Source organism: Actinoalloteichus fjordicus, from assembly GCF_001941625.1.
In the GTDB taxonomy this organism is placed as follows: Bacteria; Actinomycetota; Actinomycetes; order Mycobacteriales; family Pseudonocardiaceae; genus Actinoalloteichus_A; species Actinoalloteichus_A fjordicus.
This window is the reverse complement of the sequence record NZ_CP016076.1, coordinates 2099668-2122153: the sequence shown is the minus strand read 5'-3', so window position 1 is coordinate 2122153 and position 22486 is coordinate 2099668. Positions and strand designations below refer to the sequence as shown.

Below are 22486 nucleotides of genomic sequence, written 5' to 3'. Positions count from 1 at the left end.
GTCTCGCCTCCGCCGGGCGACCCGCGCCGACCGCCGGGTGAGCCTGCCGAAACCGCTCACTCCTCCTCGGCGGAGCCGCCGCCCTTGATCAGCAGCAGGACCGAGTCCAGCTCGTCCGGCTTGACCAGCACATCGCGCGCCTTCGAACCCTCGGACGGGCCGACGATCGAGCGGCTCTCCAGCAGGTCCATCAAGCGCCCCGCCTTGGCAAAGCCGACCCGGAGCTTGCGTTGCAGCATCGAGGTCGAGCCGAACTGACTGGTGACCACGAGCTCGGCGGCCTGGAGCAGCACGTCGAGGTCGTCCCCGATGTCGGAGTCGATCTCCTTCTGCTCGCCCGCCTTGGCGACGGTGACCCCGTCCTGATACTCGGGCTGCGCCTGGTCCTTGGTGTAGGCGACGACCGCCGAGATCTCCTCGTCGGTGATGAAGGCACCCTGCATCCGCACCGGACGGGACGCGCCCATCGGCAGGTAGAGCCCGTCGCCCATGCCGATCAGCTTCTCCGCGCCGGGCTGATCGAGGATGACGCGGGAGTCGGTCAGCGAGGACGTGGCGAAGGCCAGTCGAGAGGGGACGTTGGTCTTGATCAGACCGGTCACCACGTCCACGCTGGGCCGCTGCGTGGCCAGCACCAGGTGGATGCCCGCCGCCCGCGCCTTCTGCGTGATGCGCACGATGGCGTCCTCGACGTCCCGAGGCGCGGTCATCATCAGGTCGGCGAGTTCGTCGACGATCGCCAGGATGTAGGGGTAGGGCTGGTAGACGCGCTCGCTGCCCGGCGGGGCGGTGATCTCGCCAGAACGCACCTTGCGGTTGAAGTCGTCGACGTGCCGGACCTTGCTGACCTGCATGTCCTGGTAGCGCTGCTCCATCTCCTCCACGAGCCAGCTCAGCGCGGCGGCCGCCTTCTTCGGCTGGGTGATGATCGGCGTGATCAGGTGCGGGATGCCCTCGTACGGGGTCAACTCGACCATCTTCGGGTCGATCAGGATCATCCTGACCTCGGCGGGCGTGGCGCGGGCGAGCAGGGAGACCAGCATCGAGTTGACGAAGCTCGACTTTCCGGACCCGGTCGACCCCGCACACAGCAGGTGCGGCATCTTCGCCAGGTTCGCGGTGAGCATGTGGCCTTCGATGTCCTTGCCGAGGCCGATCACCAGCGGATGCTCGTCGCCGACGGCGGTCGTGGAGTACAGCACGTCGGCCAGCCGGACCATCTCGCGATCGCTGTTGGGCACCTCGATGCCGACCGCCGACTTGCCGGGGATCGGCGCGAGCAGCCGGATGTTGTCGGTGGCCGCCGCGTAGGCGATGTTCTTGGTCAGCGCGGTGATCTTCTCGACCTTCACGCCGGGGCCCAGCTCGACCTCGTAGCGGGTGACCGTCGGGCCACGGGTGAAGCCGGTGACCTTGGCGTCGATGGAGAACTGGTCCAGCACCCCGCTGATGGCCTCGATCATGGAGTCGTTCGCCTTGCTGCGCGCTCGCGGCGGATCTCCCGCCTTGAGCAGGTCGGCCGGGGGAAGCCGATAGTCGCCCTCCACCGCCCGCACCGGGGCGAAGCCGCCCGAGCCTGCGCTCTCGGCGGGGGGCTCTGCGGCGACGGCCTGCGTGGCGGCGTCGTGGTCGGCGTCCGCGCCGGAACTCGCCGCAGCCGCCCCGGCCGCGCCTGCCGCTGCGGGCTTGGCCTTCTTCGCCCGGCCGGGGCGGGCGGGGGCGGCGGCAGGTGCGTCGACCTCCGCTGCCGTCTCGGCCTCGGCCTCGGCCGCCGACGCCGCCGCGCTGCCCTGCCTACGCCGGGCAGGCCTGCGCGTCCGCGCGGTGACGGGCTCGATCGGCTCGGCGTCCACCGGATAGCGCTCCTCGCGCAGTACGCGGTCGGGATCAGTGAGTCCGGCCAGCTCACGCAGCCGCTCGGGAATCCGCCGCACGGAGGTGCCGGTGAGGATCAGCAGGCCGAGGCCGCAGATGAGGGCGAGCAGCGGGCCCGCGACCCAGGCGGTGAGGCCCTGGCCGAGCGGGCCGCCGAGCAGGAAGCCGATGACCCCGGCCGAGTCCCGCCAGGCGGGCGGATCGGTGGGGGCACCGGTCGCGAGGTGCAGGATTCCCTGCACGCCGAGGATCGCCAGCAGCGAGCCGACGGCATGACGAGGCCGGTTCTCCGGCTGTGCCTCGGCACGCATCAGCGAGAAGCCGACGCCCAGCAGGACGATCGGGAAGACCACCGCGCCCAGGCCGAGGAAGCTGCGCAGGGCCGCGTCCACCCAGGACCCGACCGGGCCGCCCGCCTCCCACCAGACGCCTGCGGCGGTCACGATGGCCAGGCCGATCAACACCATGCCCAGGGCGTCCCTGCGATGCTCCGGATCGAGTTCGCGGGTACGGGACACCGCGCGAACCACACTGCCCGCGCCCCGTTTGAGCAGCGTCAGCGTGGTCACCGAGCCCTTGCGCCGACCCGAGGTCGACGCCTTCTTCCCCGAGGGCCGTCGCGTCGTCGTGCGGCTGCCGGATCGACTGCCGCCCGACTTCGACGTGCTTCGACTACCCGTGGTGCTCTTCCCCGAGGTCGTGGTCCGCCCAGCCATGTGTCATACGGTAGTAGGCGGCACCATCCGCCACACGAACCACACGGCTTCTGGTGTGATCTGAGGCGGCTGGACATTGCCGAGGGTGACCGGTGCCGCGCCCAGCTCGGCAGAAGGCCCGGAGCCGGAGATCAGTCGTCGTGCCACGGAGGCTCCTGCTCGACGAGGAGTTCTCGGGCCTGTTCGACGTCTCGTCCGAAGTCCTCGTCGAGTCCGCCTCGGCTGACCAGGTCCTTGAAGACCCGACCGGAGAGGACCGGAGCAGGACCGATCACGGCGAGCATCCACCTCCTCGTGTCACGACGATGCGCTCGCCGTGTTCTGCCTGGTCCGGCACGGTGGAGAGGCATCGGGAGACCTCGGCGGCGGTCATCACCTTCATCGAATCAGGACCAGCTGATTCAACACGCCTCGGCCAGAGCCGCCGCCTGCCCTCGGACGGGCAGGCGGCAGCCCGGCAGATCAGACCGGCAGCACCGTGGGGATGATCATCGGCCTGCGGCGGTAGGTGGCGGCCACCCAGCGACCGACGACCCGGCGCACCGCCTGGGCGACGCGGTGCGGATCGGTGATGCCCTCGACCTCGGTGCGCGACAGCTCCGACTCCACCAGCGCGACGACCTCGTCCAGGGCCTTGGGGTCGTCGGAGAACCCGCGACCCGACACGGTCGGCGGGGCGACGGCGCGACCGGTGGCGCTGTCGATCGCGACGGTGATGGAGATGAAGCCGCCCTCGCCGAGGACGAGACGATCCGACAGCGTCGACTCGCCGACGTCGCCGACCGAGAGCCCGTCCACGTAGACGTGTCCGATCTCCACTCGGCCCGCGATCTGCACGATGCCGTCGATCAGGTCGACGACCACGCCGTCCTCCGCGATCACGGTGCGGCTCGCGGGCACTCCGGTCGCCTCGGCCAGTGCGGCGTTGGCCCGCAGGTGTCGCCACTCGCCGTGGACCGGCATCACGTTGCTCGGGCGCAGCGCGTTGTAGAGGTACAGCAGCTCGCCCGCCGAGGCGTGCCCGGAGACGTGCACCTTGGCGTTCGCCTGGTGCACGATCTGCGCGCCGAGGCGCACCAGCCCGTTGACCACGCCGAACACGGCGGTCTCGTTGCCGGGGATCAGGGAGCTGGCGAGCACCACGGTGTCGCCTGCGCGAATGGAGATCTGTCGATGGTCGCCCCTGGCCATCCGCGACAGGGCCGACAACGGCTCGCCCTGCGAGCCGGTGGACACCAGCAGCACCTTGCTCTCCGGGAGCTGCAGGGCCTCGTCCAGGTCGATCAGCAGGCCTTCCGGCACCTTGATCAGTCCGAGGTCGACGGCGATGCCCATGTTGCGCACCATCGAACGACCCACGAACGCGACCCGCCTGCGATGCGCGACGGCGACGTCGAGCACCTGCTGGACCCGGTGCACGTGGCTCGCGAAGCAGGCGACGATGACCCGCTGGGTCGCCTTGCCGATGACCCCGTCCAGGACCGGGCCGATGTCGCGCTCCAGCGGGACGAAGCCGGGGACCTCGGCATTGGTGGAGTCCACCAGGGCGAGGTCGACGCCTTCGTCACCCAGCCGGGAGAACCCGGCCAGGTCGGTGAGCCGTCCGTCCAGCGGCAGCTGGTCTAGCTTGATGTCTCCGGTGTGCAGCACCGTTCCCGCAGGCGTGCGGATCGCGACCGCCAACGCGTCCGGGATCGAGTGGTTCACGGCGAAGAACTCGCACTGGAAGGCGCCGTGCCGGGTGTGCTCGCCCTCCTTGACCTCCTGGAGCCGGGGCACCTGTCGGTGCTCCTTGCACTTGGCGGCCAGCAGCGCGAGGGTGAATCGGGAACCGATCACCGGCAGGTCGGGACGCAGCCTCAGCAGGAACGGCACCGCCCCGATGTGGTCCTCGTGGCCGTGAGTGAGGACGAGCGCCTCGATGTCGTCGATCCGGTCCTCGATGGCGCGGAAGTCCGGCAGGATCAGGTCCACCCCCGGCGAGTCGTCCTCGGGGAACAGGACTCCGCAGTCCACGATCAGGAGCCGACCGTCGTATTCGAAGACGGTCATGTTCTTGCCGATCTCGCCGATGCCGCCGAGCGCGACGATGCGCAGGGCGCCCTCGGGAAGCGGGCCGGGGGCTCCGCGCTGATCCGTTGCCGTCAGTGTCACTGGTCGCCTGCCTTCGGGGCCGTCTCGGCCATGGTGTTCGGATTGACCAGGACGAGGCCCGCCTCCCACAGATCGGCCGCGATCAGCCGGGTCTCCTCCTCGGACGGAGCAGGCAGCGGCAGCCTCGGCTGTCCCGTCTCGAAACCACAGAGCCGCAACGCCGTCTTGGCGAACATGGTGCCGCCCATGCGGTTCATCGAGAGGTACACCGGCAGCAGGCCCTCGTGGATCTCCCTGGCCTTGGCGGGCTCGCCCGCCTCGAAGGCGTCGAGCATCTGCTTCAGGCGGTCGCCGACGACGTGGCCGATGACCGAGACGAATCCGACGGCGCCGACGGACAGCCACGGCAGGTTCAGCGGGTCCTCGCCGCAGTAGTACGCGAGGTCGGTGCTGGCGATGATCTCGCTGCCCGCCCACAGATTGTGCTTGGAGTCCTTCACCGCCAGGATGCGCGGATGCTCGGCCAGCGTCCGCAGCGTCTCGACCTCGATGGGGATCACCGAGCGCGGCGGAATGTCGTAGAGCATCACCGGCAGCTCGGTCGCGTCCGCCACCGCCGTGAAATGGGCGATCAGGCCCTCCTGCGGCGGGCGGGAGTAGTACGGCGTGACGACGAGCAGCCCGTGGGCGCCCGCCTTCTCCGCGTCCCTGGCCAGTTGTACTGAGTGTCGGGTGTCGTTGGTGCCCGCACCCGCGACGATCGTGGCCCGATCGCCGACCGCGTCGGTGACCGCCCGGATGAGGTCGACCTTCTCCGCGTCGGTGGTCGTCGGCGACTCGCCGGTGGTTCCGTTGATCACCAGTCCGTCGTTGCCCTGGTTGTCCACCAGGTGCACGGCGAGTTCCTGCGCAAGATCGAGATCGAGCGCGCCCTCGGCGTCGAACGGGGTGACCATCGCGGTCAGCACCCGGCCGAAAGGCCTGCCGGGCAAGGCGGTGGGACATCCGGTCATGATGGTGACGCTACCGTCTCTCTTCGTAGTCCAGCAGGTACGGCGGACGGACACAGCGCGAGGTGGCGCGGGTCCGCCCGAATGGTTCCGCCCGATCGGGTCAACCAGGACGAAACCGGCCGACAGGCGGCAATACGCACCGCCCGTACAGGGTGAAGCCTCATGCTTCGATCGGGTCGCGGCCGTGCTTCGGGTCGGCCGATCCTCGCGGACGCCGAGGTCCGCAGGCGGCGACGCGGCCGAGCGGCCTTCGATCCGGCGACGTGATCGCACCGACCCATGGTGGTCGCCGAGGACGGGGTCTGCCGCGTCGCGTTCGTCACGCCCACCGGGACCCCCGGTCGTCTCGCGCCGATGAATCGGACGGGTCCGGCCCGTCTGCCGCGCGTCCCGCTCCACTGCGGACGGCGCCGCCGAACGCGGGGACCGCCGGGCGCCGCATCCGGCGGAGACGTCCGCCGGAGCGCGACGTCATGCCGACGAGGCCGAGAAAAGGTGGTCATCCGGCGAGGACACGCCGAGGACCGACTCCGGTCCTGCCCCACCGCCTCGTCGGGCTGACGCCGGGAGCCGGTCCGCCTCGGCCACGGCCGAGTGAGACGGCGGAGTCGACCCGCTCAGCCCTCGGTGACATACGGGCTCGAGGCGACCTCGGTGCCGTCGGTCAGCTCGGCGATGTCGAAGTCGCCGAAGACGTTCGGGACCGCCTTCTGCAACTGCCGCAGGCATTCGACCGCCAGAGCCCGGATCTCCACGTCGGCGGTCTCGGTGGCCCGCATCGCAATGAAGTGCCGCCAGGCCCGGTAGTTCCCGGTGACCACGATCCGCGTCTCGGTGGCGTTGGGCAGCACCGCGCGGGCGGCCTGCCGGGCCTGTTTCCGGCGCAGCGTGGCGTTGGGGATGTCGGCGAACTTCTTCTGCAGGCCTTCGAGCAGGTCGTTGTACGCGGCGACGCCTGCCTCGGCGGCGGCGAGGAACCGAGCGTGCAGCTCGGGGTCCTCGGCGATCACGTCCGGCGCCACCATGGCGGCGTCCCGCTCGGGGACGTAGCGCTGCGAGAGCTGTGAGTAGGAGAAGTGACGGTGCCGGATCAGCTCATGGGTCAGCGACCGGGAGATACCGGTCAGATAGAAGCTGACGCTGCCGTGCTCGAGCACGGAGAGGTGGCCGACCTCCAGGATGTGCCGCAGGTAGCCCTCGTTGGTTGCGGTGGCCGGGTTGGGCTTGCGCCAGGACTGGTAGCACGCGCGCCCGGCGAACTCGGCGAGCGCCTGACCGCCGTCCGCGTCGGTGGTCCACGGCACGTCCTCCGGTGGCGTGAACTCGGTCTTCGCGATCAGTTGCACCTTCAGCGACACCAGCTCGGTCACGTCCACCCACTTCCCTCTTGACACAGTGCACTCGCGCCGGAATCGGCAGGCGACCTCGTGCTACGTCGGCCTGCGTTCCCCCGACGCGGGCCGAAGCGTAGCGGTCAGCCCCGATGGCGGCGGCATCGGCGTCGACCTGACGCCTGGCGAGTCGCCGCATCGCCTTCGCCGGGGCCTTGCGAGACGTAGGGACCCAGCCCCGCGAGACGTAGCGACCGCGCCCGGCGAGAAGTTCGGCACCCGGCCCCGCGAGAGGCAGGAGCCGTCTGGCACGCCGTCAGGTGGCCTGCTCGGAGCGACGTCAGCAGCCGGCCACCGAAGACGTCACCTGACCGTGCCTGAGCGACGTCATCCCGCTTGCCGGTGCGACGTCCCGGTAGGCGGGGCGAGACACCACCACCGGCTCCCCGATCGGACCCACTCGGCTGCGAACGCACGAAGACGCCCGCCAGGGTGCCTGGCGGGCGTCTCGGTGTGGGTGTGTCGGTGGTCTTACTGGAGGGTGATGCCGCGCTCGGCGAGCCAGGGCTGGGGGTCGATCTTCTGACCGCCGACCTGGACCTCGAAGTGCAGGTGCGGGCCGGTGGACTGGCCCCGGTTGCCGACCGTGGCGATCTGCTCGCCCGCAGCCACCTGCTGGCCCACCGCAGCGGTGAACGACTCCACATGGCCGTAGACGGTGATCGTGCCGTCCGGCGCCTGCACCCGCACCCACTGACCGAAGCCCGTGGCCGGGCCCGCGTTGATCACGGTGCCCTCGGTGGCCGCCACCACCGGCGTACCAATCGAGTTGGCGATGTCGACACCGTAATGCGTGGTGCCCCACCGACCACCGAAACCAGAGGTGAACGTGCCCTCCGCAGGCTTCACGAAATCAGGACGCGCCGCCGCCTCCGCAGCCGCAGCCTCCTCCGCCGCCACCCGATCAGCCTCCGCCTTGGTCTCATTCACCAACGACGTCAAACCACGAGCGGGATTGTCATAAAAGGCAGGCAGCACCGACTCCGTGCTCTGGACCTCCACGAAGTTGTCGGGACCGCCGTCCTCGGCGGCACCGGCCAGCATCGGCTGGCCACCCAACAGGAACGCACCCGCCAGAGTCGAGGCGACCACCGCGCGGCCCGCGCCGCGACGGAAGAAACGGCCGGAACGCGAGGTACGGGAAGTGCCGGGAGTCGTGCCGTCCAGGGTCGCCGGGGTGGTGAACTGCCCGTTCAGAGTGGTACGGGGCATCGTCAACCTTTCCTGCGTCTCGGGGAAACGGCACAGCCACTGCGATCGGCGGGGAAAACCGACCGGCCCACACATCCCGGGGGGACTCACTCCCACACGCGGGGGCCTTGCTTGATGCTTTTCTCGTGACCGGACCGTGACGTACAAGCCAGACCGTAAGCGCCGGTCACCCACCGCTTCCAACATCTGTGACCCAGCACCCCGCCACGCCATAACGACGCACCCGAAACTCCACAGACCGTCACAACTCCAGGTCACCCACGTGGCCACAACGACGAGACCTCCGAGCGATCGCCGACCGCTTAGCCACGCGACAAGCCCCGCAGGCCCCCTCCGCGCCCCTCCCCAGGCACCTACCACCCGGCTGACACAGGGCGACGGTCACGCGCTGTCGCCAGCGGCCGCCCACGGGCCGCTGCGCGGCCCGTGGGCGGGTCCGCCGGGCGCACGAGGCAGGGAGCCCGCCGACGACAGGGCAGAGTGCGAGAGGGCGCCCAGCGGGCGGGCGGCGCGGCCGGGTCGGCAGTGAGGAGAGGACGCCGCCCGCCGACCCGGGGCGGGGGCGACGGCCATTCGCCGAAGCCCGCCCTGCACCCGCGACAGGCAGTGCGCCCAGCCACGACGTCACCACACCTTGCGCGACGTCATGAATGGTGTCACCATGACGTCATGGACCTCACGCCCTATGTCGAGCAGCTGCGTCAGGATCTGACCGCTGCCACCTCGACCGCGGACGAGCAGACTCGTCGTACGGCCGCCCTGCTGGCCGCCTCCCTGCAGCCTGCCGCTCGTCTCGCGCTGATGAACGCGCTGTCCGACCTCGCGGCCGAGGTGACCGCCGCGCTGGACGACGACGTGGTGGACGTCCGCCTCGCCGGTCGCGACGTGCAGGTCGTGGTGACCAGGACGACGCCGGAGCCCGCCGACGACCGGGCGAGCGCACCGCCGCCGCCTCCCCCGCCCCCGCCGCCGCTGGACGGCGGTGACATCAGCCGGATCACGCTGCGCCTCTTCGACGAACTCAAGTCCAAGGCGGAGAAGGCCGCGTCCACGCAGGGGGTCTCCCTGAACTCCTGGGTGTCGCAGGCGGTGCAGGGCGCTCTGCACGGCCACGGCCAGCGCGGCCGGTCCTGGGACGGCTCCGAGAACGGCGACCAGTCCGAGGCAGGCAGCCAGCAGTCTCGCCCCGAGTCTGAGAGCCGTACGCGGCTGCGCGGCTGGGTGCAGGGCTGAGCCCGCACCGGCACGAATCGCCACACCGTCGTCCCAGACCAGGAAAGGCACCAGTTCATGACCGAGAACGAGCCGAACGAGGCGCCACCGTCGACGCCGATCCGCACGCAGTCCTTCGCCGTCGACGGCCCGGCTGAACTCGACGCCTTCGTCGCCACGGGCCGAATCGAGATCGCCCTCGGCGAGGAGCCGGGGGTCAGCGTCGAGGTGCGACATGATCCCGATGAGCAGTCTCCGCTGGTCAGCGGCTTCCAGGACTTCCTCGGCTGGGTGAGCGAGCAGATCAGCGACGACCGCATCCGCGACGTGCCGAGCAGCGCCGTCCGGGAGACCAGGGTGGAATCCGTGGGACGCCGCGTCGTGGTGCGGACACCCAAGGACCTCGGGCTCCGTCAGGTCGCGCTGGTCGTGCGGATTCGTGCGCCGCACGGCTCCTCCGTGGTGGCCAGGAGCGAGTCCAGCGACATCACCGTCACCGGGACGGGCGACCGCGTCGAGGTGCAGTCGGGTACCGGCGCGATCCGGGTCGAGGCGGCCGACGGACACGCCTCCGTCCACGGCGGCACCGGTCAGGTCCGGCTCGGTGAGCTGCGCGACGGGCTCGTCGTGCGGGCGGGCACCGGTGATCTGGAGATCGCCTCGGTGGACGGCCCGGCGACGGTGAACACCGGTAGCGGCGACGTCTGGCTCGGGGTGGCGCAGAGCAATCTGTCGGTCCGCACCGGCAGCGGCTCGGTGAGCATCGCCGAGGCCGTGTCGGGGCGGCTGGAACTGATCAGCGGCTCCGGGGACATCCGGGTCGGTCTGCGCAAGGGAGTCGGTGCGGAACTCGACGTGTCCACTCCCGGCGGAAGCGTGCGCAGCGAGCTGGGCGTCTCGCGCGAGGAGCCTGCCGAGCAGCCCGCCGTGCGGCTGCGGGCCCGTACCGGCGCGGGCAACTTCCTGCTCACCAGCGCCACGACGCGCTGAGCAAGCCTGCCGCCCGATCAGTCTCCGGGTGCGGAGCGCGACACGACACGACGCGGCACTCGGGCTGCGCGAATGAATCGTCTGCCCATGCCTCGTCCGGACAGCCGGACGCGGCATGGGCGGGCGGCGTTCGGCGGAACGTCGATCGAGCAGCCTGGCCCGTGCGGAGCGGAGCGGGCCGCGTCGGCGAGCAGGCGGGCCGGGTCTCGTCAGCGGGCAGGCACGCAGGTCACAGACACGGAGCCAGTGGCGCGATGAGGTCGCCCCGCTCCCCCAGCCGCACCCCGTCCAGCCCGAGCCACTCGGCCATCTCGTGCAGCGCCGTCGCCAGCTCCGCCGCCACACGCGGCACCGGGACGCCCACCTCGGCGAAGGCCCCCGGCACGCGCAGCACGCCCGCCTGGCGATCGGCCTTGAGGTCGACGCGCGCGACCAGCCGCCCGTCCAGCAGGAACGGGAACACGTAGTAACCGAAGACCCGCTTGGGCTCGGGAACGTAGATCTCGATCCGATAGTGGAAGCCGAAGAGGCGCTCGGCCCGCTCCCGGCGCCAGATCAACGGGTCGAAGGGGCAGAGCAGGGCACTGCCCTCCACCGCACGCGGGGTACGGGCGCCCGGACGGCGATAGGCGGGCTTCGACCAGCCGCGCACCGACACCTCTTCCAGCGCGCCTGCCTCGACGGCCTCGGCCACCGCCTGCTGCGACGCCTTGGGCGGCAGCCGGTAGTAGTCGCGCAGATCGGGCTCGGTGGCCACGCCCAGTGCCTCGGCCGACCGGATGATCAGCTCGCGGGTGGCGTCGGCGGGAGCGGGCTCCGGGGTGGCCAGGACGGCGGCGGGCAGCACCCGCTCCGGCAGGTCGTAGCGCCGCTCGAAGCCTCGCCGGGTGCCGGTGGTCAGCTCCCCGATGCCGAACAGGTGCTCACAGGTGTGCTTGGTGTCCGACCGGTTCCACCAGCCGCCCTTGGCGGCGGGCCCGACGGCCCCCATCGCGCGTTCCAGCTCCCCAGCGCTGATCGGCCCCAGCTCCTTGACGGCCGCCAGGATCTCGCTCGTCAAGCCCGGTGACCGGGACTCCACCGCCTCATGGTGCGCGCCGTAGCGCTCGGCGTAACGACGCATCCGCCACCGCAGCAGCGGCCAGTCCTCGGGCGGCAGCAGGCTCGCCTCGTGGGCCCAGTGCTCCACCAGCAGCCGAGGTCGGGCGGCCCGATGCGACCACGCGGCCTCATCGAGCAGGTCCCGCGAGTAAGGACCGAGCCTGCTGAACACCGGCATGTAATGGGCCCGGACGGCGACGTTGACCGAGTCGAGCTGGAGCAGCCGGACCCGATCCAGCACCCGGTTGAGGTGGCGTCGGGTCGGCTCCCCGCTCGGCCGACGATCGGTGAAGCCCTGCGCGGCGAGCGCGGTCCGCCGGGCGGCGTCAGCGGTCATGGTCTGCACGGCCGCATGATGCCGGCCGCCGCCGACAGGACGGGCACGTCCAGTCGGACACCGGCAAGCTGCGTGTGTTCGACCGACACCGAAGTGTCTGATCGACCGCCAAGCTCCCCAAGCGGCTGCCGCCCGACCCCCGACATCCGGCGGGCGCGAACTGGGCAGACAGTGGCCTAACACCGCCATGGCAGGCCTAGGCCGCGTCCGACGCTGGCCTGCGCCGGCCGGAGACGTGATGCTTGCAACCGTTGAACGACAGTGGCTCGCGGCGGGACAGACACATCCATCGCGGCGAACGAGACAGGACAGAACCCGGATTGCACCGGCTTCTCGGGGTCGATCGAGAATCCGGTGCAGGCGAACTTCGAACACCGCATAATTCGCCGACTAGATGGCCATCCATCCGGGACGCGGGGCGCCGATTCGAGGAACGTCGCAACGAGGAGCCAAGAAGGACAGACATGACTCCTTCGCCCGCAGCTAGATGGTCACCGCCAACGATATCGCCACCGTCGCGATCGTACCGCAGGAAGTCACGACCGGAAGAATGAGAGTCCGAGCTACCACGAGTTTGACGGGCACCACGATCAAAAGTTCACGATGTCCGGATAAATTCTGGACATCTCGAACGAGTACCCGATCGTGACCCGCAGCCGGATTTCGACGGCACTGCAGGCCGCGTCCGACGAGACCCGGACCAATCAGATTCGCGGCTCTCTTGATCTGTTCCGGCTATGAAGAAGGAGTCGTCTGATGGACGTCGTTCGTTCCTGGAAAGACCCCGAGTACCGCGCCAGCCACGGCGAGTTCACGGCGCACCCGTCCGGCCCCGCTCGACTCTCGCGGCTGGAGTTGGGAGAGATCGAGGCTGCGGGTGCTGGCAGCGCCCGGATCTGCGGCCCGACCGCCACGCTGACGCTGACGCTACCGGCGTGGTGCATCGTCTCCCTCAGTCTCTGCTGACGCGAGCCCTTGACGGCCGGGCACCATCTCACCATCCGAACCTCCCAGAAAGGCTGGAAACCTATGAGCACGATCCGCGCATGGAAGGACCCGGAGTACCGCGACTCTCTCGCGAAGGACGCCCTGGCAGGGGGGAACGCCCACCCGGCCGGACCCTCACTGCTGACCAGCAGCGAGCTGGAGATGGCGCAGGGCGGCACGACCTGGCCCTGCTTCGGAATCACGGTCTCCATCGCCGCATGTCAGGGCACCAAGGGCTACGGCAGCGTGGGCTGCTGCTGATTCCGGCAGTACAGCGGGATTGACGTCGACCCATCTCCCGCGCCAGCCGAAGCAGCACCCACCACCGCCACCAGCCGCCCCACGGCAGACTCGACGAATGATGCAGATCGTGCTCGACGAGATCTGTTTCGGCAGACAGCGGACATCGTGATCACTTGATTGCGGCGCGCACCCTCGCCCGAACTGATCCGCATCCTGCCGTCACCCACACGAACACCTCTCGACATCCGTTTTTCGGGTGGTCACGGCGGTCGGCGCGATAGCTTCGCATTGACCTGCCATCGCCCAACCCAATCGAGTATGCCACACAACAACAAATCGACACCGCGAGTCTCGGTGACGAAAATCGCGCGTCGCAGCTCCGTATCGGCGGATCACCGCGCCGAAAGACGATACCCCAGGTCGGTGATCTGTCGTCGCCAAACGTGCCCCCTAATATTCGATCAATAAGCTAGGAGAATTCGATGGACATCGTTCGTTCTTGGAAGGACCCGGAGTTCCGGGCGTCGTTTCCCTCGGCAGCCCACCCGGCAGGCCCCGCCGAGCTGACTCCCCTCGAACTCGGAGACGCCTCCCAGGCCGCGGGCGGGCGCACCGAGAACCTGGCGACCTTCGGCTGCTGCTTCTCGCCGCAGACCTTCACCTACACCAGCCCCATCCTGTGCTCGGTCACCTTGAGCGTCTGCTGATCGGCGCTCACTGAGAGGTGGGGGCCGTGTTCATCGAACACGGCCTCCACCCGCGCTCTTCGTCGTCACCCCTCTCTCACGGAGAAAGCCCATGACTTCCAGCACCTCACGAACGACGGTGGACGCGCAGGCATGGCAGGCCAGCACGCTGACCTGGGCGCGCGCCTGCTACCTGGACGAACGAGAAGCGGGGGAGGCGATCGGAGCTCAAAGCTCGACATGGCGCATCACGAACTGGATCGACCTGCTCGGTCCCGCAGAGGAGGCGGTCGAGTCCGCTCTGGCCGTGCTCGGAACCGACGGCGAACGGCTGCGGGCTTTGGTCGGTTCGAAGCCCGCCGATCACGGAGCGACACCCGACTGGGTCATCGAGTTAGACCATGCGCTGACGGCGGAGGAGCCGAGAGACCCCGAGGCGCAAGCCGTACTCGTACCCGAGGAGGCCCTAGGTCTGCAACGCGGAATAGCGCGTCTCATCCGAAGCAGGCAGCGTGAGCTGTTCCTCGGCGTTGCGCGGCTCTGTTCGGACGGCGCGAACGGCGATGCCCGACTGGCAGATCTTCCCACGATCCTCGCCACCGACTGGCCTGCGGAGGAGCTCGCGGGCGCCTTCGCAAGGACGATGGTCCTGGAACTCAACGTCGCCCGTGTCGAGGAGCGTCTCGTCGGCGACACCCAACAGAAGCGCTTCACGGACTTCCTGCGGATGCTCGGTGACGACGAGTTCCAGCGGGCGCTGTGGGACGAGTACCCGGTCCTGCTCCGCTTCGCCGACGACTGCCTGCGCGGCTGGGTGACCGCGCGACTCGAGTTCGCCCGACATCTCGTCGAAGACCTGCAGGAGCTCGACGCACTTGCAGCGGGCGGCGGTGGAAGGCTCGGAACGGTCCGGCAGGTCGAGTTCGGTGCCGGTGACCGTCACCGGGGCGGCCGAACGGTGTGCATCGTCGACTTCACCGAGCACCGGCTGGTCTACAAGCCGAGGTCGCTCGCGGTGGACGAGTCTTGGCGTGGTGTCGTGAACTGGTTCAACGCCCAGCGTCTGGACCACGAGCTGATCGCCCCGGCCGTGATCAGTCGTGAGGACCACGGGTGGGTTGACTTCGTCACAGTGGAGCCCTGCGAGGACGAGGCACAGGCTGCGGCGTTCTACTGGCGGATGGGGGCGCTGCTGGCGCTCATGCACGCCACCTGCACCAACGACGTACACCTGGAGAATCTCCTGGCCCACGGCGAACACCCGGTGCTGGTCGATCTCGAATCGGTCTTCCACGGTGCGCTCCCCGTCGGCCAGGAACGCCAGTGGGCGGACCCGGCCGACAAGCTGCTGCGTGAGGGTGTGATGGCCGTCGGCCTGCTGCCGGACAAGCTCGTCGTGCGCACCGAGGCGGGGGTCCGCTCCTTCGAGATCAGCGCGGTGGGTGCGGAGGAGAAGCAGATGTCCCTGCTGCCGATTCCGACACCGGAGGACACCGGGACCGACACGATGCGGTTCGTCGAGCAGTACCTGCCGATGGACAACAAGGCCGACAACCGGGCACGCATCGGCGACGCGCTGGCCGACCCCACACGCTTCGCCGACTCCATGGCAGCAGGATTTATCGCCTCGTACCGGGCGATCCTGTCCGCCAGGGACGAATGGCTAGCCGAGGGCGGTCTGCTCGCCGGATTCGCCGACGCCCCGCTACGGCACATCCCCCGCGCGACCATGGTCTACGCGCGTCTTCTGCAGACCAGCCTTCACCCGGACTTCCTGCGTGACGCCCTGGACCGTGACCGGGTGCTGGCCCGCTTGGCGATCGGCGCCGACGGGAGCGGCAGCTGGGAACGGCTGGTCGCCAGCGAGGTCGAGGACCTGCGGCACGGCGACATCCCGTTCTTCACCTCCCGTCCCAACACCCGTGACGTGTGGAACAGCCGAGGCGAGGTCATCGCCGACTATCTGGCAGACCGTCCGATCGACATCGTGCGGAGCCGCGTGGCAGGGCTCTCCGAAGCCGACCTGGCTGCACAGACCCGACTGATCCGCCGGTCCTTCGAGACGCTTCAGGTGTCCGAGGCCACCGAGGAGGTCTTCACCCCGGTCGCGCTGGCAGACCGTTCGATCAGCACCCCGGAGGCGATCACGTCGGCCAGGGCACTGGCCAGGACCATCGAGGACGAGGCCGTCCGCCACGACCGGCAAATCGGCTGGACCGTGCTCAACTTCATCCAGGAAAAGCTCTGGCGGGTGGGAAACGCACCACTGAACATGTACTCGGGCACCGTCGGCATCAGCATGTTCCTCTCGACCCTGGCCGCCGTCGACTCCGACGAGCAGACGACTGCCTTCGCGACGGCGGCGGCGGAGTCCGTGGCCGGTCAAACCGTCGAACTGGTCGAGCAGACACGCCGCGACCTGGAGCGAAACTCACTGCTGCGTGATCAGTTGGAACGCAGCGCGGACTCAGGGGTGTTCGGGACGGCGGGCTCGCTGGTCTACTACCTCAGCCACGCCGCAGTCCTACACGACCGGCCCGAGCTCACGGAGGCGGCCGAGTCCGCACTCGACCTGCTGCGTCGCCACGTCGCCCACGACACCACCTATGACCTCATCGGTGGCAACGCCGGAGCAGTCCTCGCCGCACTGGCACTGCACGCGACGTCGCCCGGCTCCGACGCGCTCGCCGTGGCCGAGGAGGCGGGCAGGCGCCTGATCGACAGCGCCGTGGACGCCGCAGACGGCATCGGCTGGCCCACTCAGCACGGCCCACAGCCTCTCGCAGGCATGTCCCACGGTGCCAGCGGGATCGCCTACGCCTTGGCGCGGCTGCACGCGGTCGCCCCTCGGGACGAGTATCCGGAGCTGATCGCAGGCGTACTGCGGTACGAGCGGTCGCTGCTGGACCAGGAGAAAGGAAACTGGCCGGACCTGCGGTCCCCGGAGGCGGGCGGCGCGGAAGGGCCGGTGCTTGCCTGGTGCCACGGTGCTCCGGGCGTCGGCTTCGCACGGCTCGGCATGCTGGGGGTTCCCGGCCTCTTCGAAAGCGCAGCACTCGCGCCGCTGCACGACCTCGCCCGCGAGGACCTGGCCATCGCGACGCACACCACCGAGGCCGTGATGTTCTCCTCCGCCGTCTCATTGAGCAGGCTGGGAAACAGCTGTGTCTGCCATGGCGAACTCGGAAATCTGGAGTTCCTCCAGGCGGCCGCACGGTTGCGCGGAGACACCGATGCAGAGGAGCGGTACCTGCGCGCCGTCGCGGCCCTGTGCAGCACGGCGGAGCGAGAGGGATGGAGCACCGGAGAACTCAGCGCGGAGGCGCTGCCCGGACTGATGTACGGACGTTCGGGCATCGGGTACAGCCTGCTCCGGATGACCATGCCTTCGCTGGTGCCGTCGCTGCTGCTGCTGGCTCCCCCGGCCGTCGGAGGAGGCGTGACCGCTCGATGACGGATCACCCTTTTCGCCAGGAGGCCATCGAGGCGTTCAATCGCGGGCTACAGCAGGAGGAGGACAAGTCGACCGAGCTGGCCGCCCGCCTCCGGCTGCCGAAGTGGCCGATCATCGCGGTCGCGGTCTCCCTGGTCCTGCTGCTCGCCATCGGACTGACCGCCAGGGTCCCGGTGGACGATCCGGGCTCCGGAATGCCGCAGGAAGAGCGATCACTGCTGGTCGACGTACTGACGGGAGGCGCAGGATGACCACACGGACTCGCCGTCGTCCTCGGATCAAGGTGCTCCTGCAGGACAACATCGCCGAGTGCGGTGCCGCATGCATCGCCATGATGCTCACCTACTACGGGAGGCACACGAGCGTCCATCAGATCCGTGATGAGCTGATGATCGGCCGGGACGGCTCGAACGCGAGTGCTCTGGCCTCGGTGGCCCAGGAGCACGGCATGATCGTCGAGGCCTACCGGGGCGAGCCGGACGCGCTGATCGATCTGGCAGGCCCGCTCCTGGTGCACTGGGGCTTCAGCCACTTCGTGATCGTGGAGAAGATCGACCGGGAGAAGGCTTCCCTCGTCGATCCCGCAGGCGGACGGCGCGTGGTCGAGCGCGCGGACTTCGACCGGGAGTTCACCGGCGTCGTGCTCGTGATGCGCCCCGGACCCGACTTCGTCCCGAGGGGCGTCCCCCGAGGGGAATTGCCCCGCTTCGTCCTGCGCTTCGTGCCGCGCGTGCCGTCGCTGATCTCGTCGGTGCTCATCACCTCGGTGTTGTTGACACTGATCGGCCTCGTACCGGTGTTGTTGACCCGATACCTCGTCGACCGGGTGATCGCGGTCGACGCAGGGGAGCTGCTTCCCGTGCTCGGCGCGGCGATCCTGTCGCTGACCCTCGGACATGCGCTGCTCGGCTACCTCCGACGCGAGGCGCTGCTGCGGCTACGAGGTCGCATCGATCTCGGCATGATGACCACGTTCCTGCAGCACCTCTTTCGACTGCCCTTCAGATATTTCCAGCTACGAACCAGCGGCGACATCCTGACGCGGGTGTCGAGCAGCCTCATGATCCGGGAGGTCATCACCACCCACACGTTGAGCCTGGTGCTCGACGGAACGATCGGCCTCCTCTACGTCATCCTGCTGATGCTGATCTCGCCGCTGATCGGCGGCATCGTGCTCGCCGCAGCGATCATCCAGATCGCGCTGGCCGTGCTGTTCACCTCCCGTGTGCAGGAGGCGAGCAAGCAGGAGGTCGGCGCGATGTCCCGGGCACAGAGCAGGCTTGTGGAGTCCCTGACCGGCATCGAGTCGCTGAAGGCCTCCGGTGCCGAAGAGACCGCACTGCAACGGTGGGAGAACTCCTATCGCACCCAGGTGGTGGCCACCCTTCGACAGGGATCGCTGACCAACACCATGGAAGGACTCTTCGACATCCTCCGGGTCGGTGCCCCGATGGTGCTGCTGTGGGTCGGGACCTGGTCGGTGCTGTCGGGCGATCTGACGCTCGGCACCCTGCTCGCCGCGAACGCCCTCGCCGGGATGGCTCTGTCGCCGCTCACCTCGTTGTCGCAGGTCTACCAGTCTCTTCAGACCGTGAGCGTGCACATCAATCGTCTTCGGGACGTGTTCGAGGAGCAACCGGAGCAGAGCACTCCCGGTGCGAAGGCACTCAGTCTCGAAGGGAAGATCACGCTGGAGGACGTCGAGTTCCACCACCAGGCGGATGGACCGGCCACCCTCACCGACATCTCACTGGACGTCCCCGCGGGCTCTTGTGTGGCGATCGTGGGGGCGACCGGCTCGGGGAAGAGCACGTTGACCAGGCTCATGCTCGGCCTCTACCAGCCACAACAGGGCAGGGTACTGCTCGACGGCCTGCCGCTGGAGGAACTCGATCTGCGGTCGGCGCGAGCGCAGTGCGGCGTTGTCGTACAGGACAGCGCCGTGTACAGCGGCGACCTGATCGAGAACATCACCGTCAACTCGCCGGGGGCGGAACTGGACCAGGTGGTCCGGGCTGCCGAGCTGGCCTGCCTGCACGAGGACATCCAGCGTATGCCGTTGGGCTATCGGACACCGCTGGGGGAGCGGGGCAGCGGGCTCTCGGGCGGTCAGCGTCAACGGCTGGCGATCGCCCGTGCACTGCTTTCCCAGCCGAGAATTCTGGTGCTGGACGAGGCGACCAGCCATCTCGACGCCCGTACCGAACGAATGGTTCATGACAACCTCAGCGCGCTGCGCTGCACTCGCATCATCGTCGCGCACCGCCTGAGCACGGTCCGCGACGCGAACCTGATCATCGTGGTCGACGAGGGCCGAATCATCGAGCGCGGCACCCACGAGGAACTGCTCGCCATCGGCGGTGCCTACGCCGAGTTGGTGGAGGCCCAGCTGAGCAGATGACGACAGTGCCGTTGCGGGTCCGGATCTTGCCGAGGGACCCGCATCGGCACCTGTCCACACCGATGCTCAGCTGATGAGTCCGCTGCGCATCGCGGCGACGATCAGCTCCACGCGACTGCGCACGGCGAATCGCGACTGCAGGGCGGCGATCCGCCGGTGCAGAGTGCGGATCGACACTCCCAACGCGCGGGCGATCGCCTGATCCTTCACCGTGTTGCTGATCATCGTGAGCAGCAGCACGTCCTCCTCGTCAATCTCGTCATGGTCCTCGCCCGTCTCGGACTCGACGTACGGTGGGCTCGCACGGGTCCATTCATAATCGAAAAGGGTGTGGAACAGCCGAACGAGCTGGGGGTCTCGCACCGTGAGCACCCTGTCCTCGTCCGAGTTCGAGGCCGGGTTCAGGAAGGCCGCCAACTCCCAACCCAACAACACCATCCCACCGAACACCTGGTCCGCGACGCGCACCGACAACCCTGGACGCGGCCCCTGGGGCAGATCCGGTCCCGCTCGGTGAGTGAGGTCGATCACCGAGACACGCCCGCGCACGGCGAGCAGGTCGGAGAACACCGCGTTGCAGATCGGGGAAAGGCGACAGAAGGCCATCGGATCCACGATCTTCAGCGGTTCCTTGACTCTGATCAGTTCTCGGACGAGCGCCTGCACGGATGACCCGGCATTCGACGCTTCGCGCTCCAGCAGCGGCCCCCACATCGGAGACATCTTCGGTCTCGGAAACGGCGCGGGGCGCGGTGTCCAGAAGGTCTTCCCTTGCGCCACCCGCCGCAGGATGGGCACCGTCCTGGCATCGTCGGCACGGATCTGGGTCATGATCTCGTGCTCCCGACCTGCGGAGCGTTCCATCGGGCCTTCATCCCCGTCCGACGGGCGCGTGGCAGGACGGACGGACCGCTCACCGCAGCCACCAACTGTGGACCTCGAGACGGGCGGGCCAACGGGCCCGCAGCAGGCGACCTGCCGCGTTCACCGACCAACTCGAAGGCACCGTCATCCGGTCTGTGTCGCGCCGAAGCCACAATGGGCGAAGTCATGTTCACTTCCTGCCGATATGGGACGTCGTCTCGATCGTGCAGGCGATCAGTCTGTCCCTGTCAGGTCTGCCGATACTCACCTACCCGGTTCGGCCCAATGACACCACCGGAATGGCCTCTTGTCAGGCGGTCGAAGAGCCGACGCCGACCCCCAGGACGAGGATTCTCACACCCCGTGACCAGGGTTCCGCCTCCGCAGGGCAGGCCGAGTCGGGTGAACCCGATCGATCAGCATGGGACAAGCGACCGTGCCCGGCAGGCGTCATCGGCAGCGTGGCCTTCCGCAGGCCTGCCGCGACACGGGACGCGCCACCGGGACGCGACCGGTGAGCGAGGGCGCTCGCGCCGGAAGATAGGTTGACCGGCATGGCACACGCCGCCGTCCGCCCGGCACTCCCCGACGACGCCGCCGAGGTCGCCCGCATCCAGTGCGACACCTGGCGAGCCGCGTACACCCGGATTCTTCCCGCCGCCGTCCTCGACGAACTCGACGTCACAGCCGTCGAGGCCTCCTGGCGCGAGGCGATCGACGACAACCGTGCCTCGGTGCTGATCGCGACCGAGGGTGAGTGGACCGTGGGGTTCTGCGTGGTCGGCGCGGCGCCCCCCGAGGAGACCGCGGGCTCCGACGGCGTGCCTGCGCCGGACGCCGCCGAGACCGGTCTGATCGCCTCGCTGCTGGTGGAGCCGCGATGGGGGCGCCGGGGGCACGGCGGGAGGCTGCTGCTGGCTGCGGGCGAGCAGCTCCGGGCAGCCGGGGCGCGGCGCGGCATCGTGTGGGTGCCGATCGCCGACGCCGCGTCGCTGGCCTTCTTCAAGATCGCGGGCTGGGAGCCGGACGGACTGTCCCGCACCCTGGCTGCGGGCGAGCGGACGGTCCGCGAGCTGCGGCTGACCGGTCCGTTGGACTTCCAGGCCGCCGAGGTGATCGAAGACCCCGATTCCGAGCCGCCTGCCGAGTAAGGTCGCGCCGGTCACCGTCTCGTCGACCCTGGGGCCGCCGCCGTGCTGCTGTGGATCGGTCTCATGTCCACCGCGTTCGGCGTCTCGGTGCTCTCCGCCCTCATCCCGCTGATCAGCGTCGAGCTGTTCGTCATCGCACTGATGCTCCGAGCGCCGGACACGGCGTGGTGGCAGCTCGCCGCCGTCGTCGCGGCCGGGCAGGTGGTGGGCAAGCTGCTCTACTACTACGCCGGACGCGGGAGCCTGCCACTGCCGAAGGTCTTCCGTCGCACCGAGGACACGCCGAGCCGGTGGAGTCTCCGGCTGGCCCGCTTCCGCGAGGCCTGCCGGGGCAGGCCGGTCTGGACGGCGGGAGTGCTGCTCAGCAGCTCCTTCGTCAGCCTTCCGCCGTTCGCCGCCGTCTCGGTGATCGCCGGCGTGGCAGGCATCCCCTTACGCACGTTCGTCCTCACCGGCCTGGCGGGACGCTTCGGACGCTTCGCCCTGGTGGCCGTGGTCCCCGGCATCGCAGGGGCCTGGTGGTTCTGAGAGCCTGTTCTTGATCCCTGCCGTCGGGGTTGCGCGGGGCAGGCACGGCGAACTGCGGCGCCATCGTCGGTCACCACGACTCCGTCATGGCACTCTTCGGTCGCCTGACAGCTCGGCCACGCCGAATCCCGCTCACGACGGGGCGGGATCGAAAACGGGCTCGCAGGCGGAGAAACCGGTCCGGTCCGAACAACCCGCGCCCGCGTCGCCGGAACCATCCGCCGGACGAGC

Annotated in this window: 19 protein-coding genes; 11 read left to right on the top strand and 8 right to left on the bottom strand. The window is 69.2% G+C overall.

The annotated features are described in order from the left end of the window. Nucleotides 1-56: 56 nt before the first annotated feature. Nucleotides 57-2444 (bottom strand): FtsK/SpoIIIE family DNA translocase, encoded by a 2388-nt coding sequence (locus UA74_RS09580; RefSeq protein WP_232237701.1) that lies wholly within the window; start codon nt 2442-2444, stop codon nt 57-59. On the opposite strand from UA74_RS09580, the gene UA74_RS33440 reads away from it, so the two are divergent. Next, on the top strand, nt 2437-2655 hold the full coding sequence (locus UA74_RS33440; protein ID WP_232237700.1) for a hypothetical protein: 219 nt from the start codon (nt 2437-2439) through the stop codon (nt 2653-2655). The two genes, UA74_RS09580 and UA74_RS33440, sit on opposite strands and share 8 nt — an antisense overlap. 67 nt (nt 2656-2722) lie before the next feature. On the opposite strand, the gene UA74_RS31675 is transcribed toward UA74_RS33440, so the two are convergent. The 5 genes from UA74_RS31675 to UA74_RS31670 form a co-directional block, all read right to left on the bottom strand. Beyond that, nucleotides 2723-2875, bottom strand: a complete 153-nt coding sequence (locus tag UA74_RS31675) for a hypothetical protein (protein ID WP_157434079.1) — start codon at nt 2873-2875, stop codon at nt 2723-2725. Nucleotides 2876-3053: 178 nt separating this feature from the next. Beyond that, the gene (locus tag UA74_RS09575) at nt 3054-4745 is read right to left on the bottom strand and encodes a ribonuclease J (RefSeq protein WP_075739937.1); all 1692 of its coding nucleotides are present in this window, start codon (nt 4743-4745) and stop codon (nt 3054-3056) included. Next, nucleotides 4742-5698 carry a 4-hydroxy-tetrahydrodipicolinate synthase gene (dapA, locus tag UA74_RS09570; RefSeq protein ID WP_075739936.1) on the bottom strand — a complete coding sequence of 319 codons (957 nt, stop codon included), beginning with the start codon at nt 5696-5698 and terminating at the stop codon, nt 4742-4744. The genes UA74_RS09575 and dapA overlap by 4 nt, the downstream gene beginning before the upstream one ends. A 617-nt stretch (nt 5699-6315) precedes the next feature. Further along, nucleotides 6316-7068, bottom strand: a complete 753-nt coding sequence (gene thyX / locus UA74_RS09565) for an FAD-dependent thymidylate synthase (protein ID WP_075739935.1) — start codon at nt 7066-7068, stop codon at nt 6316-6318. 492 nt (nt 7069-7560) lie between these two features. Further along, a complete protein-coding gene (locus UA74_RS31670) occupies nt 7561-8301 on the bottom strand; it encodes a M23 family metallopeptidase (protein ID WP_083682900.1) in 741 nt (246 codons plus the stop codon). 669 nt (nt 8302-8970) lie between these two features. Here UA74_RS31670 and UA74_RS09555 point away from each other — a divergent pair. Both UA74_RS09555 and UA74_RS09550 read left to right on the top strand, forming a co-directional pair. After that, nucleotides 8971-9534 (top strand): toxin-antitoxin system HicB family antitoxin, encoded by a 564-nt coding sequence (locus UA74_RS09555; protein WP_075739934.1) that lies wholly within the window; start codon nt 8971-8973, stop codon nt 9532-9534. Between the two features lie 57 nt (nt 9535-9591). Further along, nucleotides 9592-10503: a DUF4097 family beta strand repeat-containing protein gene (locus UA74_RS09550; protein WP_075739933.1), complete on the top strand. Its 912-nt coding sequence runs from the start codon at nt 9592-9594 to the stop codon at nt 10501-10503. A 229-nt stretch (nt 10504-10732) separates the two neighbouring features. On the opposite strand, the gene UA74_RS09545 is transcribed toward UA74_RS09550, so the two are convergent. Further along, nucleotides 10733-11941 carry a winged helix-turn-helix domain-containing protein gene (locus UA74_RS09545; protein ID WP_157434570.1) on the bottom strand — a complete coding sequence of 403 codons (1209 nt, stop codon included), beginning with the start codon at nt 11939-11941 and terminating at the stop codon, nt 10733-10735. A gap of 756 nt (nt 11942-12697) precedes the next feature. Here UA74_RS09545 and UA74_RS09540 point away from each other — a divergent pair. The 6 genes from UA74_RS09540 to UA74_RS09515 all read left to right on the top strand — a co-directional run bounded on the left by UA74_RS09540 (nt 12698) and on the right by UA74_RS09515 (nt 19712). After that, nucleotides 12698-12907, top strand: a complete 210-nt coding sequence (locus UA74_RS09540; protein ID WP_075739931.1) for a mersacidin/lichenicidin family type 2 lantibiotic — start codon at nt 12698-12700, stop codon at nt 12905-12907. A gap of 63 nt (nt 12908-12970) precedes the next feature. Continuing rightward, the gene (locus tag UA74_RS09535; RefSeq protein WP_075739930.1) at nt 12971-13189 is read left to right on the top strand and encodes a mersacidin/lichenicidin family type 2 lantibiotic; all 219 of its coding nucleotides are present in this window, start codon (nt 12971-12973) and stop codon (nt 13187-13189) included. Between the two features lie 464 nt (nt 13190-13653). Then, complete coding sequence (locus UA74_RS09530; protein WP_075739929.1) at nt 13654-13878, top strand: mersacidin/lichenicidin family type 2 lantibiotic; 225 nt, start codon at nt 13654-13656, stop codon at nt 13876-13878. Between the two features lie 91 nt (nt 13879-13969). Further along, nucleotides 13970-17311 carry a type 2 lanthipeptide synthetase LanM family protein gene (locus tag UA74_RS09525; RefSeq protein WP_083683059.1) on the top strand — a complete coding sequence of 1114 codons (3342 nt, stop codon included), beginning with the start codon at nt 13970-13972 and terminating at the stop codon, nt 17309-17311. Beyond that, nucleotides 17308-17562 carry a hypothetical protein gene (locus UA74_RS09520; protein ID WP_075739927.1) on the top strand — a complete coding sequence of 85 codons (255 nt, stop codon included), beginning with the start codon at nt 17308-17310 and terminating at the stop codon, nt 17560-17562. Before UA74_RS09525 ends, UA74_RS09520 begins: the two co-directional genes overlap by 4 nt. Then, nucleotides 17559-19712: a peptidase domain-containing ABC transporter gene (locus UA74_RS09515; protein ID WP_075764236.1), complete on the top strand. Its 2154-nt coding sequence runs from the start codon at nt 17559-17561 to the stop codon at nt 19710-19712. The genes UA74_RS09520 and UA74_RS09515 overlap by 4 nt, the downstream gene beginning before the upstream one ends. A 66-nt stretch (nt 19713-19778) precedes the next feature. Here UA74_RS09515 and UA74_RS09510 read toward each other — a convergent pair whose 3' ends face one another. Then, nucleotides 19779-20576 carry a helix-turn-helix domain-containing protein gene (locus UA74_RS09510; RefSeq protein ID WP_075764234.1) on the bottom strand — a complete coding sequence of 266 codons (798 nt, stop codon included), beginning with the start codon at nt 20574-20576 and terminating at the stop codon, nt 19779-19781. A gap of 554 nt (nt 20577-21130) precedes the next feature. Here UA74_RS09510 and UA74_RS09505 point away from each other — a divergent pair. Together UA74_RS09505 and UA74_RS09500 are read left to right on the top strand one after the other, a co-directional pair. After that, nucleotides 21131-21727, top strand: coding sequence for a GNAT family N-acetyltransferase (locus UA74_RS09505; RefSeq protein WP_075739924.1), 597 nt, complete (start codon nt 21131-21133; stop codon nt 21725-21727). Nucleotides 21728-21790: 63 nt separating this feature from the next. After that, nucleotides 21791-22255 carry a hypothetical protein gene (locus UA74_RS09500; protein WP_075743604.1) on the top strand — a complete coding sequence of 155 codons (465 nt, stop codon included), beginning with the start codon at nt 21791-21793 and terminating at the stop codon, nt 22253-22255. Nucleotides 22256-22486 lie beyond the last annotated feature (231 nt).